Below are 17989 nucleotides of genomic sequence, written 5' to 3' on the forward strand. Positions count from 1 at the left end.
GCTACGACTTCTGCTTCAGGCAGGAGTCGTAGGTCGTCTGGTAGGTCGAGACCAAAATATCGGCCGGGATATGGACATCCCGGAAGTACTGCCCGAAAACCGTCGCCAGCGCCTGATCACCGCCCGCGATGGTCACCGCCCGGTCATAACCGACGAGCGCGCCGCGTTCGTCGAGATACGGACGCAGCACCTCGGATTCGGGCAGCCGGTCGGCGGGCCGGTCGAATTCGTCTGTGCCCGAACGGAGTTGCTGGGCCAGCGTGTAATAGATTCGCCCATCCGTCGCACGCCCATCGGTCACGACGCCAAGCAGATCCATGTAGACATGATTGAACTGATATCCCGGAAAACCCTGACTGTTGAGATAATTCACACCAACAGTGGCCAGCTTGTCATTTCCCAGCCGCGGGTCCTTGCTCGGATTATCTACCTGCAGTGCCGCGTCGAACGGAATGACATTCCCGTTCGAATCCAAATATGGCAGCATATGCGAATCTTCGATCGGCTTCGTCTTCCGGTCCTGCACCAGCAGATTATATTCGAGCAGCGCCCGGTTATTGTACATACAAGTACGGTCGATCGCGGGTTCATTCGACACCGCAGCATCGTGACCACAACCGGTCGCTACTGAAACAATCAGCCCAGCGACGATTACCGTCAAGCAATCTCTCCAACGGTTACCACTACTCATTGCGGGCTCAACACCTCCTGTCGACCATTGCTGATTGCTCGTAGAAATCTGGCGATCGGAAAACCTTGTTTATCCAAGTAGCCCTCGGTGACACCGCCCAGCTTGTCGCGTCCCAGCCGAGGGTCACCGGTCGGGTTGTCGACCCGTATCGCGTCGTCCCAGCCGAGCAGCTTTCCATCCGAATCCAAGTAACGAGCAAGGTAGGGGTCAGGGTGCAACGGCCCCTGGGCTTGGAGCGCACGAACGATGTTGTATGACTGATGAGCGTCGACCTGCTGCTCGGCGTTGCCGCTGCGGGGTGACACCGGGTCAGCGCTTCCGATCAATGTCTGGTCGATCGGATTGGTGAACAAATCTATCAGACCGCTGCTGAATTTACCGGCAGGTTCGAGCGGCCCGAGCGGCAGGTAAGTCACACCATTCTTGATGAGAGCTCGCGCGGAGTCGAAAACATCCTTGCGGTGGTCACTGCCGTCTTTGGCCGCCGAATTCGCATCGTCCTGTCTGTCGTGAGCCTCCAGGGCATAGCCACTCTCCACCATTCCTTGAATACGCCCTGCGGCAGCTCCGATATCAATGCGCGGATTTCCCGGATCATCCATCGTCACTTCGGCAAATTTGTACTCCAACTCCGCGATCGCAATATACGCATGAGCGTTGAAATCCCTCGATGCCACATCGTTCGAGTTCATGATCGAGAAAATATGAGTAGCGGATGCGTTGTCCGTATTTCCATATCCCCGTGTCGACAGGAATTCCGGATCTGCACCAGCCATGTTTCCGATAAAGGGCGCCAGCGCAGTGGACAGTTTCTGCACCGCAACAGGATTCAGCTCGCCTATCGAGGCGTTGTGGTGGCCGGGGACATTCATGAAGGTGTCGTACAGTTTGCTGTCGGTGAGGATCTGCGAGAGGCCGAAGGCGGCCTGCCCGGCGTGTTCGGCTCGGGCGATCTGGGCGGGGTTGCCCGGATCGGTGACGTTGGCGTCCTGGCCGATCCAGTTGTAGAGGCCGGAGAGGGCCTTGCCGTCGTCGTTCCATTCGTGGCGCAGCAGCGGTGCGATGACGTCGTTGCGGTGGTAGCCGTCGAAAGTTTGTCCGGGGACGCCCTTTCCGAAGAGTTCGTCGTCGCCGTTCCCGGTGAGCAGGGCGTAGTTGGAGTCCCGGTTGCGGGTGCCCGCGTCGAGGAAGTCGTGGGCGCTGGCCTCGGTGAGGCGGGAGAAGTAGGAGCTGTCCTCGGAGTGGCCTTCGTAGTGGGTGTACGCGCCGTTCTCCAGCAGCCAGGCCTGATGGGCGGATTGGCGGGTGAGTTCGACGCCGAGGCGCTGGCCGGGGATATAGCGCGGGTCCGCGTTGTCGATGAAGTTCGCCAGCCGGGAGATATCGCGGGTGTATTCCTCCAGCGCGCCGTGGCGGTCCTTGGAGGTGAACAGGCCGGGCCGGTAGTCGTCGGGGACGTCGCGGGTGTTGGCGTCGGGCGCGCCGGTGCCGAAGGCGGGGCGGGTGCCGATGAGTTCGCGGACTTCGGGGGCGAGTTTGTCGTAGGAGCCCTTGTCGGTGACGCGCCCTTGCGAATCGCGTACCACGACATGCTCATTGGAGAGCATCATCATGCCGTTGCCCAGGGAGCCGCGCAGCGCTTGCGCCCCGGGCGCACCGCTGCCGTCGAGTTTATGGGACAGCACGAGCAGTCCGTCGCGGCCCGCTTCCCGATACAGGTTGGTCAGGTAGTCCATGGTGGATTGCGGGACGGTGATGTCCTGGCCATCGGCCATGGCCGCCAACTGTTCCGGGGTGAGTTGCGCCCGCAGCAGTCGCTCGGTGATCCGATCGGACTCGTCCGCGGACAGCTTGCCGTCCGCGATGGTGGCACCGTCTTCGGTTCCGTCCCGGCCGCTGAGTTCGGCCCGGGTGTCCCGGGTGCCCGCTGTCACCGGCACGTCGAGACCGTCACCGAAATTGCTGCCCGCATCCCGAACCTGCTGTGCCGCAGCTCGAATGAGCCGGTCCACCTGATGCGCCGCATCGCGGAGTTGAATCCAGGCGGCATTGATCAGATCCTGGTGACCACGTGCCCGATCGAGAATCTTCGACCTCTCATCCGCGGTGACACCGGCGGGCCAGGTGACCTGGACGGCCCAATCGTCAGCGACCTTCAAGGTTTCCCCCGCGATGGCCCCCGCACCATCCTCGGCGTCGGCGACCTTGCGCAGCAAGGTGTCTCGCTCCCAGAACAGGCGGCCGCCCGCATCGGAGAGCACGGTGCCGAAGTCCGCGACCTCCTCTTTCACCTTGCGAGCCTGCAGTGCGTCCTGCGCCACCCGATCGGATGCCGCATCGCGGGCGCGTCCGGTCCAGCGGTCGCCGAGGTCTCCGAGATGCCTTGGTGGCGTGCCGATTTCGGTCTCGTACAGACCGTTCCGCGTCCCGACGGCGGTGGCGAGATCACCGAGCGCGCCGGTATTCCAGGCCTGGACATTGGCCCGGGTGAGCGACCAACCGCTCATCGCGGCTCGCCGGGCAGTCGGAAGTTCAGTTCCTCCAGCCTGCCCCGAAATGACTCGTCGGTGGCCGACACCCCCGCGGCGCTCTGCCGCATCGCGCCCGCCACCTCCGCGATGCGCTGTGAGACCCGCAGCCAGGCACCTTCGATGTATTCGGCGCCCTGCTCACACGCCTCCCCGAGTGGGGTCCCGGGCAATGCTCCAGCGATCGAGGTGGACGCACCGCGCACATCGAGTGCGTCTATCTTGGCCGCCGCGCCGTCCAGCACGGTGGCGAGTGCGTTGATCTGCTCTATGTCGGCTTTCAGCAGGGTCACCGATATCCCCCTCCGCGGGTGTCGCACCAGGTGCCGCCGGACCGGATCGTCGCAGATCAGGTAGCCAGCAGTTCGCCTAAAGATACCAAGCGCATATTCGGGGTGACGGGACTGCCGATGAACAAGGGGACGAACGAAGTGATGCCGCGGTCCCGGAGTAGCTGCTCCGGGACCGCGGCATCGTGGGGGCCGAGACCGATTGCGGATTTGTACACCTCGCGGGCGACGGCCACCGTTCGTGGGCCGGGGATCGCCCGGCGCCGGATCAGACCGCCGAGGGGCGGACCTGGGCGTCGATACCGCCGTCGATTACGAACTGCGCGCCGTGGATGAAGCCCGCGTCGGGACCGATCAAAAACTTGATGAGCGAAGCGATTTCGGCGGGAGTGCCGTTGCGGCCGATGGGGGCGACGAAGTTGCGGATGGCGTCGCCGTAGCGCGGATCGTCCATACCCGCCTGCAGCAGCGGGGTGTCGACGCTGCCGGGGGCGACTGTGTTGAGGCGAACGCGCGCGTTACCCCATTCGACCGCGCGCTGGCGAACCGCGACGGTGACCGCGTTCTTGGAGGAGGCGTAGGCGTACTGGCCCGCGAAATCGCCCGCGGAGGCGAAGGATTCGGCCTCGGTACCCTTGTTGATCGGGTTGTCCTCCCACTTGATATGGGTGGAGGCCACCGACGAAACCACCACGGCCGCAGGGGATTCGCCCTTCTGCAGGGCGGGGAACAGCGCGTCCAGGAAGGCGATGGTGGCGCGGTAGTTGATCTCGACCACGAAGTTGGGGTCCGGCACGTGCGGGCCGACGCCGGCGCACAGGATCAGGCCGTCGAGCACACCGCCGGAGCGCTCCAGCACCGCCTCGACGGCGGTGGCGCGGGCGGCCGGATCGGTGAGGTCGGCGGTCACATCGGCATTGCGCAGGTCGATGCCGATGATGTCGTGGCCCGCCGCGGTGAGCGCGGCGGCGGTGGCCGCTCCGATGCCCGACCCGGATCCGGTGATGGCGATGGTCATGCCTTGGATTAGAACAAGATGCAGATTCGAAAGGCAACCCCCTCGGACCGGCCATCTCAGCTATCGAGACCTCCGCGGGCGGGTCGGCTACGGCTGCGCTACAACAGATGCTGCACCTCAGCGATATCGCGGCCGGGTGGCAGGTTTCGGCCGGTTCATCTGCCGCCGCGGCCGATATCGGGCTAGCATCACGACAACAACTAGAATCTGTTCTAGTTTTCGAACTTGCTCACTGTCGAGAGGACGAACCCGATGCGCTTCACCTATGCGGAGGCGATGACCAACCCGGATTACTACATCCCCCTCGCTCAGGCGGCCGAGGCGGCCGGGTTCGACAGCATCACCGTGGCGGACAGCATTGCCTATCCGGCCGAATCGGACTCGAAGTATCCGTACAACTCCGACGGCAACCGCGAATTCCTCGAGGACAAGCCGTTCATCGAGACCTTCGTGCTGTCGGCGGCCATCGCGGCGGCCACCACCACGCTGCGGCTGACCCCGTTCGTGCTCAAGCTGCCGATCCGCCCGCCGGTGCTGGTCGCCAAGCAGGCGAGTTCGCTTGCGCGCCTGAGCAATAACCGTTTCGCGCTCGGCGTGGGCATCAGCCCGTGGCCGGAGGATTTCGAGATCATGGGCGTGCCGTTCGAGCGCCGCGGCAAGCGCCTGGACGAATGCATCGAGATCGTGAAGGGCCTCTCGACCGGCGAGTACTTCGAGTACCACGGCGAGTTCTACGATATTCAGAAGATCAAGCTCACCCCCGCGCCGACCAAGCCGCTGCCGATCCTGGTGGGCGGGCACAGCGATGCCGCACTCAAGCGCGCGGTGCGCCTGACCGACGGTTGGATGCACGCGGGCGGCAATGCCGAGGAGCTGGACAAGTACCTGGCCCGGATCAACGAATTGCGCAGTGAGCGTGACAATCCCGGCGAGTTCGAAATCCACGCGGTCTCCTACGACGGCTACACCCCGGATGGGGTGAAGCGCGTCGAGGAGAAGGGCATCACCGATCTGATCGTCGGTTTCCGCAACTCCTACGCCAAGGAGCACGATACGGAAACCCTCGAAGAGAAGATCACCAAGATCAAGTGGTACGGCGACAACATCATCGCCAAGGTGCGCTAGGTCAGGGGCGTTTGGCGAAGCCGAGCTCGATCACCGCATCGCGCTCGGCCGCCAGCTCCGCGACGCTCAGATCGATTCGGGCGCGGGAGAATTCGCCGATCTCCAGGCCCTGCACGATGCTGTACTCGCCGTCGGCACAGATGACCGGGAACGAGCTGATGAGCCCCTCGGGCACACCGTAGGAACCGTCCGACGGCACGGCCATCGACACCCATTCCCCGGGCGCGGTGCCCAGCGCCCAATCGTGGATGTGATCGATGGCGGCGCTGGCCGCACTCGCCGCCGAGGACGCGCCGCGCGCCTTGATGATCGCGGTGCCGCGCTGCTGCACGGTCGGAATGAAGTCGTTCTCCACCCACGCCTGATCGTCGATCAGCTCGAGCGCGGGCTTACCGCCGACGGTCGCGTAGCTCAGATCCGGATACTGGGTCGCGGAGTGATTGCCCCAGATGGCGATTCGCTCGATCTCCGCCGCTGCCGCCCCGGTCTTCTTCGCCACCTGCGCGATGGCGCGATTGTGGTCCAGCCGGGTCAGCGCGGTGAAGCGCGCGGCGGGCACGTCGGGAGCGTTGCTCGCGGCGATGAAAGCGTTGGTATTGGCCGGATTTCCGACCACCAGCACCTTGATATCCGGCGCCGCGTTGGCATTGATGGCCGCACCCTGATCGGTGAAGATGGGCCCGTTCGCGGCGAGCAGATCCCCGCGCTCCATCCCGGCCGTGCGCGGGCGCGCACCGACCAGCAGCGCGATATTCGCCCCGTCGAACCCGACCCACGGATCATCGGAGATATCGATCCCGGAAAGCAGCGGGAACGCGCCGTCCTCCAGCTCCATGGCCACGCCCTCGAGCGAGGACACCGCAGCGGGAATCTCCAGCAGTCGCAATCGCACCGGCGTGTCGGCTCCGAGCAGCGCCCCGGACGCGATCCGGAACAGCAACCCGTAGGCGATCTGTCCGGCGGCCCCGGTAACGGTGACGGTCACAGGCTCCGGCCGAGCGGCAGTGCTCACGACGAACTCCTCGCGGTAGTCGATTCTCCGCCTCGAGCCTAACTCCGCTCACCGCCCGAACACCCCGCCCGTGAGCCCGTTCGTGAGCAATCAGACACCGCGCGCTGGGCCTCCCGGCAGCCGAACAGCGTCCATCCGCGCGATAGCGTGCGCGGCGATCAGCGGGCCAACTGGGCGATATCGGCGTCGGTCAGCACAATCGTGGATACCGCGTCCCGATCCCGCACCAGCCGCACGGCCCGGTACAGCGGCCGCTCCTCGGCGAACGCGTCGCGCGCCTCGGTCCGCGATTGCAGGATGAGCACATCGGACACCGCCAGGGCCGCGGCAAGTGGGCAGGCGGACAACGCGTCGGCGAGTTTGCGCAATCCGAGCGGATGCAGTTCGCGCCCTTCACCGGTATCGGTGTACATGCCGAGCGGCACGATGCGGGTATCGGGTCCGGCGGTGGCGCGCAACACGATTCGACTCAGCCGACCGGGATGCACCAGGATTTCCACCCCGGTGGCGGCGGCCAGATCGAGCCGTTTCTCACCCCGCCAGGTGCGCGCCCGGACCTCGGTACCGGACAGCCGAATTCGCCTGCGCTGCACGGCGATCGCGTAGAGCGCGGTGGGCGCTCCGAGCACCGCTCCCACCGCGATGCCCACCTGCCAGCTCACCAGCACCGCCGCCAGCAATCCCACCCCGGCCCCGATTCCGATGGCCGCCACGGTCAATCGGCGCAGCGCGGGCGCGAGCACCTCGGGTGCGATCAGATCGAGCCCGATCTCTGCGACGGGCCCCGGTACGGATTGTTCTGTCACGGTTGCGCATTCATCCGGGAGGCGCGCCGGTGGGCGTGGCGCACCAGCCGCGCGCCGCACGGGACGCTACCAGCCGTTCCAGACTCATGGCCGCGATTCGCACGGTATCCACCCGACACCGCCCAGGCCGAACGATGACGCCCACGTGGCCGACCGGCTCACCGCGGGCAGATCCTCACCGGCACAACACAGATCGACCACCGCCACCCGGCATCCAGCCCACCACCACCGGGCAACCCGACCACCGGCACCGGCAATCCGACCATGCGTCAGCTGGTACCGCGGGCACACAGCGGGCCACCACACGAGCCTCCCCGATCGAGGGTTGTCAGCTGCGCCGAGGATAACCGCGCACGCGGCTGCCAGTAACGGCGCACCATGGGGTCGCGCCCGCGGCGTTCGCCACGCCCGGCGAGCCCGGATGGTCACGCGAGGCCGTCACAACCCTCATCAACGGCGTTGTCCGGAGCGGCCTTTCAACCGCCCCGGACACCCTCCATCATCAATCCTGTTGGCCCGCAAGGGCCGCGGTCACCTGGGCGACGGCTTCGTCCAGAGGGATCTGGCGCTGTTCGCCGTTGCTCAGGTCCTTGAGGCCGATTTCGCCGTCGGTGACCTCGCGGTCGCCGAGCACCAATGCGTAACGGGCGCCGGACTTGTCGGCCGCCTTCATGGCGCCCTTGACGCCGCGACCGCCGTAGGCGAGGTCGGTGCGGATACCGGCCGCTCGCAGCTGTGCGGCGAGCACGACCAGGCGCTGTTTGGCGATATCGCCGAGCGATACCCCGAACACGTCGACGCGGGAGCCGTCGGTGGCGGATTTGCCCTCGGCCTCCAGCGCCAGCACGGTGCGGTCCACACCGATGCCGAAGCCGATGCCGGACAGCGGCTGACCGCCGAGTTCGGCCATCAGTCCGTCGTAGCGGCCGCCGCCGCCGATGCCGGATTGCGCGCCGAGACCGTCGTGCACGAATTCGAACGTGGTCTTGGTGTAGTAGTCCAGGCCGCGCACCATGCGCGGATTGACCACGTACGGCACGCCGAGCGCGTCCAGGTAGCCGAGCACCAGATCGAAGTGCGCCTTGGCCGATTCGGACAGGTGGTCGATCATTAGCGGCGCGCCCGCGGTCATTTCCTTGACCTCGGGCCGCTTGTCGTCGAGCACGCGCAGCGGGTTGATCTCGGCGCGGCGGCGGGTCTCCTCATCGAGCGGGAGCTTGAACAGGAACTCCTGCAACAACTCCCGATACTGCGGGCGGCAGGAGTCGTCACCGAGCGAGGTCAGTTCCAGCCGGAACCCGTCCAGGCCCAGGGAGCGGAAACCGCGATCGGCGATGGCGATGACCTCGGCGTCCAGCGCCGGATCATCCACGCCGATGGCTTCCACGCCGACCTGCTGCAACTGCCGGTAGCGGCCCTTCTGCGGGCGCTCGTAGCGGAAGAACGGCCCGGCGTAGGCGAGTTTCACCGGCAATTGCCCGCGATCGAGCCCGTGCTGGATGACCGCGCGCATGACGCCGGCGGTGCCTTCGGGCCGCAGCGTGAAGCTCTCGCCGTTGCGGTCGGCGAAGGTCCACATCTCCTTGGAGACCACATCGGTCGACTCGCCGACACCCCGGGCGAAGAGCGCGGTTTCCTCGAAGATAGGCAGCTCCACATGCCCGTATCCGGCCAGTCGAGCGGTGTTCATCAGGGCGTCGCGCACAGCGATGAACTCCGTCGATACGGGCGGGAGGTAGTCGGGCACACCCTTCGGGGCACGGAAGCTGCTGGTCTTGGTCACGGCGTCCAGTTTTCCCCATGGTGCTTCCGCAAGTCCAACCGGTTATCGTGCAGCGGTTATAAGGGATTGTCTCAGGAACTGATGGCACACTCTTAGCCCGGAAGCAACCGATACGGAGGGACTAGCTAGTGCCGAGCAATGAACAGCGACGCGCTGCGGCGAAACGGAAGCTGGAGCGTCAGGTCGCCAGTCGGGCCCAGCGGGCGCGCAAGCGCAAGCAGTTGACCATCGCCGGCTCTGTGGTGGGTGTAGTGGTCGTGGTCGCGGCGGTGAGTTTCGGCATCTACTGGAACCGGGACAAGGACGACGACAAGAGCACGACCGCGAGCGCGTGCGATTTCCGCCCCACGCAGACCCCCGCGGCGCGCCCGGTCGACAAGCCCAAGGTGGACAAGCCCTCGGATGTGAAGAGCGCCAAGGCAACTCTGGACACCACCCAGGGGCCGATCCCGGTGCAGCTGAACGCGGACCAATCCCCTTGCACGGTAGCGAGTTTCGAGTCGCTGGCGAAGCAGAAGTTCTTCGACGGCACCAGCTGCCACCGGATGACCACCGGTGAGGGTCTCAAGGTGCTGCAGTGCGGCGATCCGTCCGCGACGGGTTCGGGCGGTCCGGGCTACCAGTTCGACAACGAGTACCCCACCACCAAGTACAGCCCGATGGATCCGGCCGCGCAGCAGCCGATCGATTACAAGCGCGGCGTGCTGGCGATGGCCAACGCCGGACCCGATCCGACCGATGGCGGCGGTACCAACGGTAGCCAGTTCTTCCTGGTGTACGGCGATTCCAAGCTGCCGCCGCAGTACACCATGTTCGGCACCGTCGACGAGGCCGGGCTGGCCACGCTCGACAAGATCGCCGCGGCGGGCGTGCAGGGCGGTGGCGGAGACGGTAAACCGGTCGACGATGTGACCATCCAATCGGTCAAGATCGACTGATCGACCCAAAACGACTGACCGGCATGGTTTTTCGGTCCCGGCGTCCGATGACGCCGGGACCGTTTGGTTTCCGGCGAAACACGCTGGTTTCGGCCACCGAACCTTCTGTGTAAGGCTTTCCTAACCAAAGAAAATCCTGAGTTTTCCGCACACTGCCGGAATTGTGCGATATATGCTGTATCGCGACGCGCGCGTACGGCGGTATCCGAGTTTTCGCTGGTAATCTCGTAGAACGGAGTACGAAGCGGCGTAGTACAGCCCACCGGGCAACCCCCAACGGGCAGTAACCCCAACGCCTCCAAGTGCTCTCGGTGTCCACGTTTGCAGGCGGGACATGACTACCCGAATTACCGTTCGTGTGGCGATGTCCGTGACGAAGCACCACAATCATCCATAGTGATCACTGCAGCATCGGGGAGCATGCGATGGCCGAGGAACTCGACGACATCGGCCGCGAAACCGCGGCGATGATGAGGCAAATGTTGCAGCTCGCGACACTTGTCGCGCTGCGAACCCGGGAACGTGGCCAGAAAGAGGCGGAAGCCCGCGTCAAAGTCACCGAAGCCCGGCAGAAGGAAGCCCGTGAGCGTCAGCTCCGGGAAGCCGCGGATGCCAAGGCCAAGGATCCGCGCAACGTGGCTCTCGCGCGGATGATCGAAAAGCCGCCGCTGGACAAGGGTGTATCTCTCGAGAAGGACCGGTTCGCCGCGCAGGCCGAGGCCACTCGTATGGCCGCGACCCAGGCCGCGATGAACAAGTCCCTGGTGCGCTACGACTCCGTCGAGCGCCGAACCGCTCTGGCCCAACATCTTTCGCGCATGGGTATCGCTCCCGAATTGGCGGCGGTGCGCATGCTGATGGAGGTCGGGCAGGCGCAGTCCGCGGCCGAGGCCGTGCGCGCCAAGGAGCAGGAGGCCGCGGTGGCACAGCGCCGGGCCCGGGAGCAGGAAGCCCGCGGGCGCGAACGCGTTCGCTCCTGATCCACTCCATCCGAGAGAGCGAAGCGGCGGATCGCGTCGAAACACGATCCGCCACATAGCTTCCGACAGCGCGACCGTGATCGCGCCGGTCGTCCGCCCCGGGTGATCCGCGTGCTACATCCGGAAATCACCCATGGTGGGATCGCTGAACAGTCCGCCCACCGGCGACTTCAACGGCAGCGGCGTGAGCATGTCCTTGTGACCGTTGCGCACGCTGCAGTACTTGAACGGCCCCTTGGGGTCGAACAGTTTCGCCATATGTGGATCGGCGTGATCCAGAAACCACACCGACAGACCGGTTTTGCCGTCCTTGCGGAAGTGCTCCCACGCGCGCCACATGGCATCCAGGCGCGCCACCGCCTCGGCGTGCTTCCACCATTCCGGGCACCAGACGGTATCGCTGATATCGGTCACCTGCCGCCGGTACACCAGGCTCAGATAGTTCTCCACGAACTCCACCACGCTGGCGTAGACCATCGGTGTTTCCTGCTGTTCGTTCACAGCGGCCGGACCTCCTCAATCTGCCCGGCGTCGCTCGCCGGCTCTGCCTTGATCAGCGACGGCGCGCCGATCAGATCAACGATTTCGGTCTTGCGGCGAGGTGAGGGATCGTGATGCGTGATCGACTTCTTCACCTCTTCGTTGTATTCACCCTCCCACCACGGCACGGTGCGCACCAGCACCGCCGGTGTGCCGGAGGAGAATACGATGGCGCGTCCGCGCGGCAGCGTGGCCAGACCGTTCACGCTGAAGGTGCGCGAGGAGCCCAGCGAGCGCGAATAGCTCTTGCCGCCAGAGGATTCCGAGACGGACTGGGAGATGGCGTCATGATCGCCGATGGCCTCGGAGCGTTCGGTGAGGAACTTCGTATCGTCCACACCGCTGCCGAGCACCTTGATATTGGCCGCGGCCCAGAGCGCTTCCATACCGTCCGCGCCCCAGCAGCGAGCGCCCTGCGCCCACGATTGCAGCACCGTCATGACCACGATGCCGCGCGAGCCGAAGTGGCTGTACTGCTTGGGCAGATCCTTCCAGCGCACCACGTTCGCGGCCTCGTCGAGCACCGCGAGCAGCGGGATCTCCAGGCGACCGCCGTGTGAGCGGGACGCCTCGCGGGTGGCGACGTCGATGACCGCCTCGGTCAGGGCGCTGACCAGTGGTGCGGCCGAACCGCGGCCTTCGAGCGAAAGGCAGTACAGGGTGCCGTTATCGCGGATGAAGGCGAGTTCGTCGAACTGCTGGCCGCCGAATTCCTTGGTGATCCAGCGGTGCACGTTCGAGAGTTTGAGGCAGCGCACCATCTTCTTGGCGGTACCGAAAACGCCACTGCGCGTGCGCTCGTCGACGTTGTACTGCTGCGCCAGGCCCGAGGCCATGAAGTGGAACCGCCCGGAGCGGCGCAGCAATTCGATGGGTTCGGTGTCCTGCGGGTTGGTGACCCACTCCCACACCTGGGTGATGGGGCGCTCGTCCACCGCCGCGGCCAGGAACAGACCGGCGAGCAGATCCTCGGCTTCCTGATCGAAGAAGCTGTCGGTGGAGGTGGCGACCGAACCGGAGCTGTCGTCACCGTCGGCGAAGTGCCCGGCCAGCCGGGCCGCGCGCATTTCGCATCCGTCACTGCGGGCGTCGACCCAGGCCAGCGGATCCCAGAACCAGGTGCGGGCGCGGTCATCGTGATTCATCGGATCGACCGCGATGTCCTGCGGATCGAAGATGAAGATCGGACTGCCCTTGCTGTCGCGCACATCTCGGGTGGCGTCGACGACATCGCGCTTGTTGGAGGTGACCAGCACCGGGCCGATGGCGGCGAGAATCGCCGGGATGACCCGTGAAGTGGTCTTGCCCTGGCGCGGACCCCAGATGTCGATGTGCAGATCCTCGTACGAGCCGTACAGCATGCAGCCGTCCGCGACGGACATGCCGATCGGCACACCGGGCATATCCTCGCGGCCCAGGCGCATGCCGAGCTGTTCGGCCTTCTCGCGCACACCGGCGTCGGTGAGCGCCTTGATCGCACCACCATTGCCCATGACGTCGGCCTTGTCGTCGACCGGGAGTCGTCCGACGGCCTTGCGCGCCTTGGCCTTCCGCTTGTACAGCTGATATCCGAGCGCGGCGGCGATCACCAGCAGCACGATGACGGTCGAGCTCCAGCGCCATTCCAGCTTGCCCTTGGCCAGGGCGACGCCGATGGCGATCGGGTTGATCGGCACATCCTGCTTCGGCGTGGACAGCAGATTGCCCAATTGGATTGCCAGCCACAGGGTTCCGAAGACCGCGAAGCCCGCGTAGATCATGTTCAGTTGATGGTCCGGGCCCGCTTCGGCCGGATCCTTCACCGGTGCTTTCGCCATCTCCAGCCTCCTCAGATGACCTGTATGTCGTTGCCGCTCAACGGAATCCGTCGAGTTGCCAGGTGCCGTTGGTTCGTACGACGGTAGCGACGACCGTACTGGCCGGGAGCGGGCTGCGCCGCCCGTCCGGATAGACGACCGTCTGTTCGATACCGATCTTGTACTGCGCCCGATTGGGATCCGCTCCGGGCGGTGCGGTCTCACCCGAAGCGAAGGCGAACGCCTCTATATGCGCTCCGGCCTTGGCCCAGTCGGCCCACTGCAGCGTCGCCTTCGGCATTTCGGCGCTCGTGGGTGGTGTGTCCAGTGTACGGATGAGCGTGGGACCCAGCCATTTCCGCGCCCGGCCCAGCGACGAACTCTGGGATTCGGTAGCCGGATACCAGGTGAAGATCTCGCGCAGCGCCGCCACCGCGACTCCGTCCGCGCTCGTCGGATCCGGGGCCGGGGCACTCTGCAGCAGGCGCGTGGTGGATGTCGGCGGATTCAGCCTGCTCGGCTTCGAATCACCGTCACTGCCACTACTGCACGCGGACACCAGCATTGCGACGCTCAGCACCAGCATCACCACCAGTTTCGTGCGTTGCCCAGTCCTTCGTACGGTTGCCGCACCGGCCGCTGCGCGCGGTTCGCGCGATTGCGGACCTTGCTTCCAGGCTAGCCGCTGTGACCGACACCCGGGCCATACCAGCGGGTTTCCCGGCTCGGCGTGTCCGCGCGGCGGATACGGGGTCATCGGGTGACCCGGTGCGCGGTCACATGCCCCGCTTGGCGTCGTAGAGGGTTTCCACCAGGGTGCGGTTCATTTCCGCGGCGGCGGCCAGCTGCTGTTGCAGCAGAGCTACTTTGCGGCGCAGGTTGGTGGCGTCCATCTGCTCCAGGCCGGGGGTTTCGGCGGCCCGGACCCAGTTGCGCACCGAATTGGTGTGTACGCCAATCTGTTCGGCGACCACCCGGCATGCCTCGGATTCCGAGCGCAGCTTTCCGGTGAGTGCGATGACCTGCTCGACCGCGGCCTGGCGCACTTCCGGTGAAACTCTTCGGTAGGACCTGTGCGGCATCATTCGGTAGCGCTCCCGTCCTCGGTGCCGCGGCGGGCGGTGGATTCGGTGAATTCACTGAACCGCTGGTTGGTGTCGTGGATTCCGCTTTCCTTCTCGGACCACGTGAACTCCATGTGGAACGGAATGCCCGGGCGCCGGTCCTCACCGATCTTGAGCAGGAATTTGCCGGTGCCGGGGGCGGGTGGGCGTTGCTGTCCCGGTTTGAGCGCCTCACCGGTCAGTGCCTGCGGCGCCGACCAGCTGGTGACCATGTCCTCCTCGGCGGAGGTGAACGGGACGGTGGAGTCCAGGCGGGCGATCTCCTCGGCGGGCAGCGCGCCGAAGATCTTGGCGCGGGCGCGTTCCAGGAAGCCGAGCGCCTTGGCGATGGCGGCTTCGGAACCCAGTGCCTGGAGGTCCTTGATGGTGTGGCTGATCATGATGAGCGAGGTCGCGATACCGCGCTGTAGACGGGTCAATTCGTCCACCCGGTCGACCATGAAGTCGCCCAGGCCCAGCACCTGCCACAGCTCGTCCATGACCACCTGGAAGTAGCGCTGCGGGCCCAGATCGGCGTCCGCGAGCACGTGCGCGGCCTCGACCGAGGCGAAACCGTCCGCCCAGCAGGCCAGCATGACCGCGGCCTTGAGCTTCTTGTCACCGCTGGGGATATGCGAGACGTCGATGCAGACCGCGGTGGCGGTGGTGTCGATGGGAGTTGTGGTCTGGCCGTTGAACACCGCGCCGAACGGACCCTGGGTGAGTGCGCGCAGCGAGCGGCGCAGACCCTTGATGGCGTTCTGGTACTCATCGGGATTGTCCGCGCCCGCGTCGAGTTGGAGTTCATCGCCGCCCGCCACGATGACCTCGAGCAGATCCTCGATGATGGGGGGCTTATCCGGGGTGAACGCGCTGCCCGGGCGGTACAGGATGCGCAACGCCGTGGCGAGCAGGGTCTCCTCGTAATCCCGTACGCGCGCACCGCGAACCAGCTCCACCAGACCCGCGACCAGGGTGACCTGGCGCGCGCGCAACTCCTGCATGACCTGGGTGTGCAGGGCGGGCAGTTCGGTCAGCATCGGGACGATGGAGCCGAGCACGCCCGCGGCCAGCGGATTCAATTTGCCGTGGCCGTAACCCAGATCGATGACCTGGCCGCCGACCAACTCCACCAGCTTGCGGTAGTCGGGTTTGACGTCGGCCAGGATGAGCGGGGTGATGCCCTGCGCCACACCGCCGAGCACGATTCGGCGCACCAGCGAGGATTTACCGAAACCGTTGAGTCCCAGCACGAAAAGGCTGGGCGCGGTGATGAAGCTGCCGCGCATGAACCAGTTCATCGGATCGAAGCAGACCGGTGCGCCGGTATGCAGATGCGAACCCAGCGGGGTGCCGATCAGCGGTGCGCCCGCGCCCACCGACCACGGCCACAGGCCCGCGACCTGCGCGGTGGTGGCGCGGTACTCCACCGGCCGCCCTACCACGTTCATTCGCCCGCCACCCGCGCCGATATAGCCGCGATCGGTCAATTGCTGTGTGGTGCGGTCGAATTCGTCGAAGCTGCCGTACTCCATGCGCTCCGCGCGCGCCGCGAAGTTGCGCCGCCGCAGATCGTCGGTGTGCAGCCGGAAGGTCGCCCACAGCGCACCGATGCCGTTCTGCTCACGGGTGATGACCTCGAGCTTGGCCCGCGTCGAATCGTCGAGCAGCTTGGGGCCGGACTGGCGCTGCTTCTTCTTCGCCGCCGCCCGGCGTTTGGCCGCGGCCGATTTGGCGGCCTTGGTCCGCTCGGCGCGCTCACTCCTGGTCTCGCCCTTGCCCTTACCACCGGCTGCCCGGGCCTGGGCTTCGGCCGCACCGCGTTCGGTGCGCCCGCGCCGCTCCCGCCCCGAGCGCTCCCCCGGCTCACCGTCCGGCCGCGGCCGCCGGGTGCGGCTCGGCGAACCGGCTCGTCCACCCAGGTGCACCCGGTCCGGATCGGTCGGCCGCTTACGGGCCTCCGCGCTGCGGCCTTCGGTTCCTCCGGCGCGCTGCGGATCTCGCGCACCCTCGCGCGCATCGGCGCGCCCGTCACGTTCACCGCGCTCACCGCGCCCGCTCGCACGACCGTCACCGCGCGGGATCTCGCGCCCGCGGGCGGCCTCACGACCGTCAGCACGCCTGCGGCCCGCTTCCCGATCGTCACCGCGTGCGGCGTCGTAACCCTCGCGATGCCCGCGTTCGTGGCCCTCGCCACCCGCACCCTCGCGGCTCTCACCCGGGAGCGGCTCACGGCCACGCCCGCGCGTTCCCTCGGTTGCGCCACCGCGCGGGACGTCCCGGCCTTCGCCGCGTCGTCCCTCCCGGTCGGTCCCCGGACCCCGGCGGTGCTCCCGCCCGGCCGGGTCCGTCGCTCGCTCGCCCGCATCGCCACGGCGCGCGACCTCGCGGCCGGGATGCGTTTCGCGCCCTCGCACCGCCGGATCCGCGGCCGCACCGTGCGCCGATCCCTCGGCCGTCGCGGCCTCGGTACCGCGTGCCCGCCGCGCACTGACCGCGGCTGCCCCGGAGTCCGATCCCGGAGTCTGTTCGCGCCCGGCGGTTTCCGCCTCCAGCGTGGCGGCGGTGTCACTACCCGATAACCCGCGCGTGTGATCCTCGTCCATACGGTCCCCCTCGACTCGATCCGAACCGCGCGGGCGCATCCCCTCCGCCGCGCGGGGCGCGCGTTCGCGCTCCACCTGTTTCGAGCCGGCGGCGGATTCCGGTCCGCCCGCCGCGTCTGCCGCGGGCGCGCTCGCGCCCTCGGACGTACCGATCTCGGTGCGAGACACCATTTCCGGCCCCGAATACGGTTCGGGCTCCAGACTGGGCAATTTCTTCCGGCGGCCGAGTGACCAGCTCGCACTCGATCGCAACGCATCGGTGGACCGCGCGCGGTCCTGCGCCTCCTCGGCGGAGAGTTCGGGCCCCGGTTCCGAGAACAGTTCCGGCACAGCGCTATCGGCGACTCCGCCGAGCCCGGCCCGGGACCACGGATCCGGCTCCGGTGCGATCTCGCCCGAGGACTCCGGTTCCGGCGCTACCACCTCGGGCTCGGGCCGCGATTCCGGAGGCGTGAGCGCGACCTCGTCCCGGTTCCGCGCGTCCGGGCTCGCGAGCGTCTCCGGACTCGAATGCTGTTCCGGCTCCGCCGATTCCGGATCCGGGCCGAGTTGCACCGGACCGTCGGGCAACGGGTCGCGGCGCAGCATGCGACGGTCCGGGAGGGTGCCGCGACGGGGACGGTGCTCGTCGCGGGCCACACGGGTTACCGGCAGCGCCGGATCCTCGGGGGTGAGGTCCGGTTCCGGGGGCGTGTCCCGGCGGGTGGAACGGCGGGCGGGTGGCGCGGTATCGCGCTCCCGGACCGGGGGTTCGAAGTCACGTGGCATGAAGG

General features: G+C 66.6%; 15 protein-coding genes. 3 read left to right on the forward strand and 12 right to left on the reverse strand.

Features of this window, described 5'->3' with window-relative positions:
* Position 1: 1 nt before the first annotated feature.
* The 4 genes from ACFVUS_RS08470 to ACFVUS_RS08485 all read right to left on the reverse strand — a co-directional run bounded on the left by ACFVUS_RS08470 (position 2) and on the right by ACFVUS_RS08485 (position 4527).
* Entirely contained in the window at positions 2-661 is a 660-nt protein-coding gene (locus ACFVUS_RS08470) for a hypothetical protein (RefSeq protein ID WP_387762649.1), read from the reverse strand.
* A 26-nt stretch (positions 662-687) separates the two neighbouring features.
* Positions 688-3198, reverse strand: coding sequence for a hypothetical protein (locus ACFVUS_RS08475; RefSeq protein WP_387762652.1), 2511 nt, complete (start codon positions 3196-3198; stop codon positions 688-690).
* Positions 3195-3512 (reverse strand): hypothetical protein, encoded by a 318-nt coding sequence (locus ACFVUS_RS08480; RefSeq protein WP_387762654.1) that lies wholly within the window; start codon positions 3510-3512, stop codon positions 3195-3197. The genes ACFVUS_RS08475 and ACFVUS_RS08480 overlap by 4 nt, the downstream gene beginning before the upstream one ends.
* Positions 3513-3777: 265 nt before the next feature.
* Positions 3778-4527 carry an SDR family oxidoreductase gene (locus ACFVUS_RS08485; protein ID WP_387762656.1) on the reverse strand — a complete coding sequence of 250 codons (750 nt, stop codon included), beginning with the start codon at positions 4525-4527 and terminating at the stop codon, positions 3778-3780.
* A gap of 252 nt (positions 4528-4779) precedes the next feature.
* On the opposite strand from ACFVUS_RS08485, the gene ACFVUS_RS08490 reads away from it, so the two are divergent.
* Complete coding sequence (locus ACFVUS_RS08490; protein ID WP_387762658.1) at positions 4780-5652, forward strand: TIGR03619 family F420-dependent LLM class oxidoreductase; 873 nt, start codon at positions 4780-4782, stop codon at positions 5650-5652.
* Position 5653: 1 nt separating this feature from the next.
* On the opposite strand, the gene ACFVUS_RS08495 is transcribed toward ACFVUS_RS08490, so the two are convergent.
* From ACFVUS_RS08495 to hisS, 3 genes are all read right to left on the reverse strand, one after another.
* Positions 5654-6664 carry a malate dehydrogenase gene (locus tag ACFVUS_RS08495; protein ID WP_387762660.1) on the reverse strand — a complete coding sequence of 337 codons (1011 nt, stop codon included), beginning with the start codon at positions 6662-6664 and terminating at the stop codon, positions 5654-5656.
* Between the two features lie 158 nt (positions 6665-6822).
* Complete coding sequence (locus ACFVUS_RS08500) at positions 6823-7470, reverse strand: hypothetical protein (protein WP_387762662.1); 648 nt, start codon at positions 7468-7470, stop codon at positions 6823-6825.
* Between the two features lie 502 nt (positions 7471-7972).
* A complete protein-coding gene (gene hisS, locus ACFVUS_RS08505; protein WP_387762664.1) occupies positions 7973-9253 on the reverse strand; it encodes a histidine--tRNA ligase in 1281 nt (426 codons plus the stop codon).
* 128 nt (positions 9254-9381) lie between these two features.
* Between hisS and ACFVUS_RS08510 the strand changes: the two genes are divergently transcribed.
* Positions 9382-10191, forward strand: coding sequence for a peptidylprolyl isomerase (locus tag ACFVUS_RS08510; RefSeq protein ID WP_387762666.1), 810 nt, complete (start codon positions 9382-9384; stop codon positions 10189-10191).
* 425 nt (positions 10192-10616) lie between these two features.
* A complete protein-coding gene (locus ACFVUS_RS08515; RefSeq protein ID WP_364632359.1) occupies positions 10617-11171 on the forward strand; it encodes a hypothetical protein in 555 nt (184 codons plus the stop codon).
* A 114-nt stretch (positions 11172-11285) separates the two neighbouring features.
* Here ACFVUS_RS08515 and ACFVUS_RS08520 read toward each other — a convergent pair whose 3' ends face one another.
* The 5 genes from ACFVUS_RS08520 to ACFVUS_RS08540 all read right to left on the reverse strand — a co-directional run bounded on the left by ACFVUS_RS08520 (position 11286) and on the right by ACFVUS_RS08540 (position 17984).
* Positions 11286-11672 (reverse strand): DUF4913 domain-containing protein, encoded by a 387-nt coding sequence (locus ACFVUS_RS08520; protein WP_364632357.1) that lies wholly within the window; start codon positions 11670-11672, stop codon positions 11286-11288.
* On the reverse strand, positions 11669-13528 hold the full coding sequence (locus tag ACFVUS_RS08525; RefSeq protein ID WP_387762669.1) for a type IV secretory system conjugative DNA transfer family protein: 1860 nt from the start codon (positions 13526-13528) through the stop codon (positions 11669-11671). Before ACFVUS_RS08525 ends, ACFVUS_RS08520 begins: the two co-directional genes overlap by 4 nt.
* Before the next feature lie 37 nt (positions 13529-13565).
* Positions 13566-14093 (reverse strand): hypothetical protein, encoded by a 528-nt coding sequence (locus ACFVUS_RS08530; protein WP_387762671.1) that lies wholly within the window; start codon positions 14091-14093, stop codon positions 13566-13568.
* Positions 14094-14283: 190 nt separating this feature from the next.
* Positions 14284-14592, reverse strand: a complete 309-nt coding sequence (locus tag ACFVUS_RS08535; protein ID WP_376069057.1) for a transposase — start codon at positions 14590-14592, stop codon at positions 14284-14286.
* Positions 14589-17984, reverse strand: a complete 3396-nt coding sequence (locus ACFVUS_RS08540) for a hypothetical protein (protein WP_387762674.1) — start codon at positions 17982-17984, stop codon at positions 14589-14591. Before ACFVUS_RS08540 ends, ACFVUS_RS08535 begins: the two co-directional genes overlap by 4 nt.
* Between the last annotated feature and the right edge of the window lie 5 nt (positions 17985-17989).

The organism is Nocardia sp. NPDC058058 (assembly GCF_042885355.1).
In the GTDB taxonomy this organism is placed as follows: domain Bacteria; phylum Actinomycetota; class Actinomycetes; order Mycobacteriales; family Mycobacteriaceae; genus Nocardia.

What these genes read in the sequence shown, in the direction of transcription:
- ACFVUS_RS08475 (WP_387762652.1), bottom strand. Translation starts at nt 3,198, where the DNA reads ATGAGCGGTTGGTCGCTCACCCGGGCCAATGTCCAGGCCTGGAATACC.
- ACFVUS_RS08485 (WP_387762656.1), bottom strand. Translation starts at nt 4,527, where the DNA reads ATGACCATCGCCATCACCGGATCCGGGTCGGGCATCGGAGCGGCCACC.
- ACFVUS_RS08490 (WP_387762658.1), top strand. Translation starts at nt 4,780, where the DNA reads ATGCGCTTCACCTATGCGGAGGCGATGACCAACCCGGATTACTACATC.
- ACFVUS_RS08515 (WP_364632359.1), top strand. Translation starts at nt 10,617, where the DNA reads ATGGCCGAGGAACTCGACGACATCGGCCGCGAAACCGCGGCGATGATG.
- ACFVUS_RS08525 (WP_387762669.1), bottom strand. Translation starts at nt 13,528, where the DNA reads ATGGCGAAAGCACCGGTGAAGGATCCGGCCGAAGCGGGCCCGGACCAT.
- ACFVUS_RS08530 (WP_387762671.1), bottom strand. Translation starts at nt 14,093, where the DNA reads ATGCTGGTGCTGAGCGTCGCAATGCTGGTGTCCGCGTGCAGTAGTGGC.
- ACFVUS_RS08535 (WP_376069057.1), bottom strand. Translation starts at nt 14,592, where the DNA reads ATGATGCCGCACAGGTCCTACCGAAGAGTTTCACCGGAAGTGCGCCAG.
- ACFVUS_RS08540 (WP_387762674.1), bottom strand. Translation starts at nt 17,984, where the DNA reads ATGCCACGTGACTTCGAACCCCCGGTCCGGGAGCGCGATACCGCGCCA.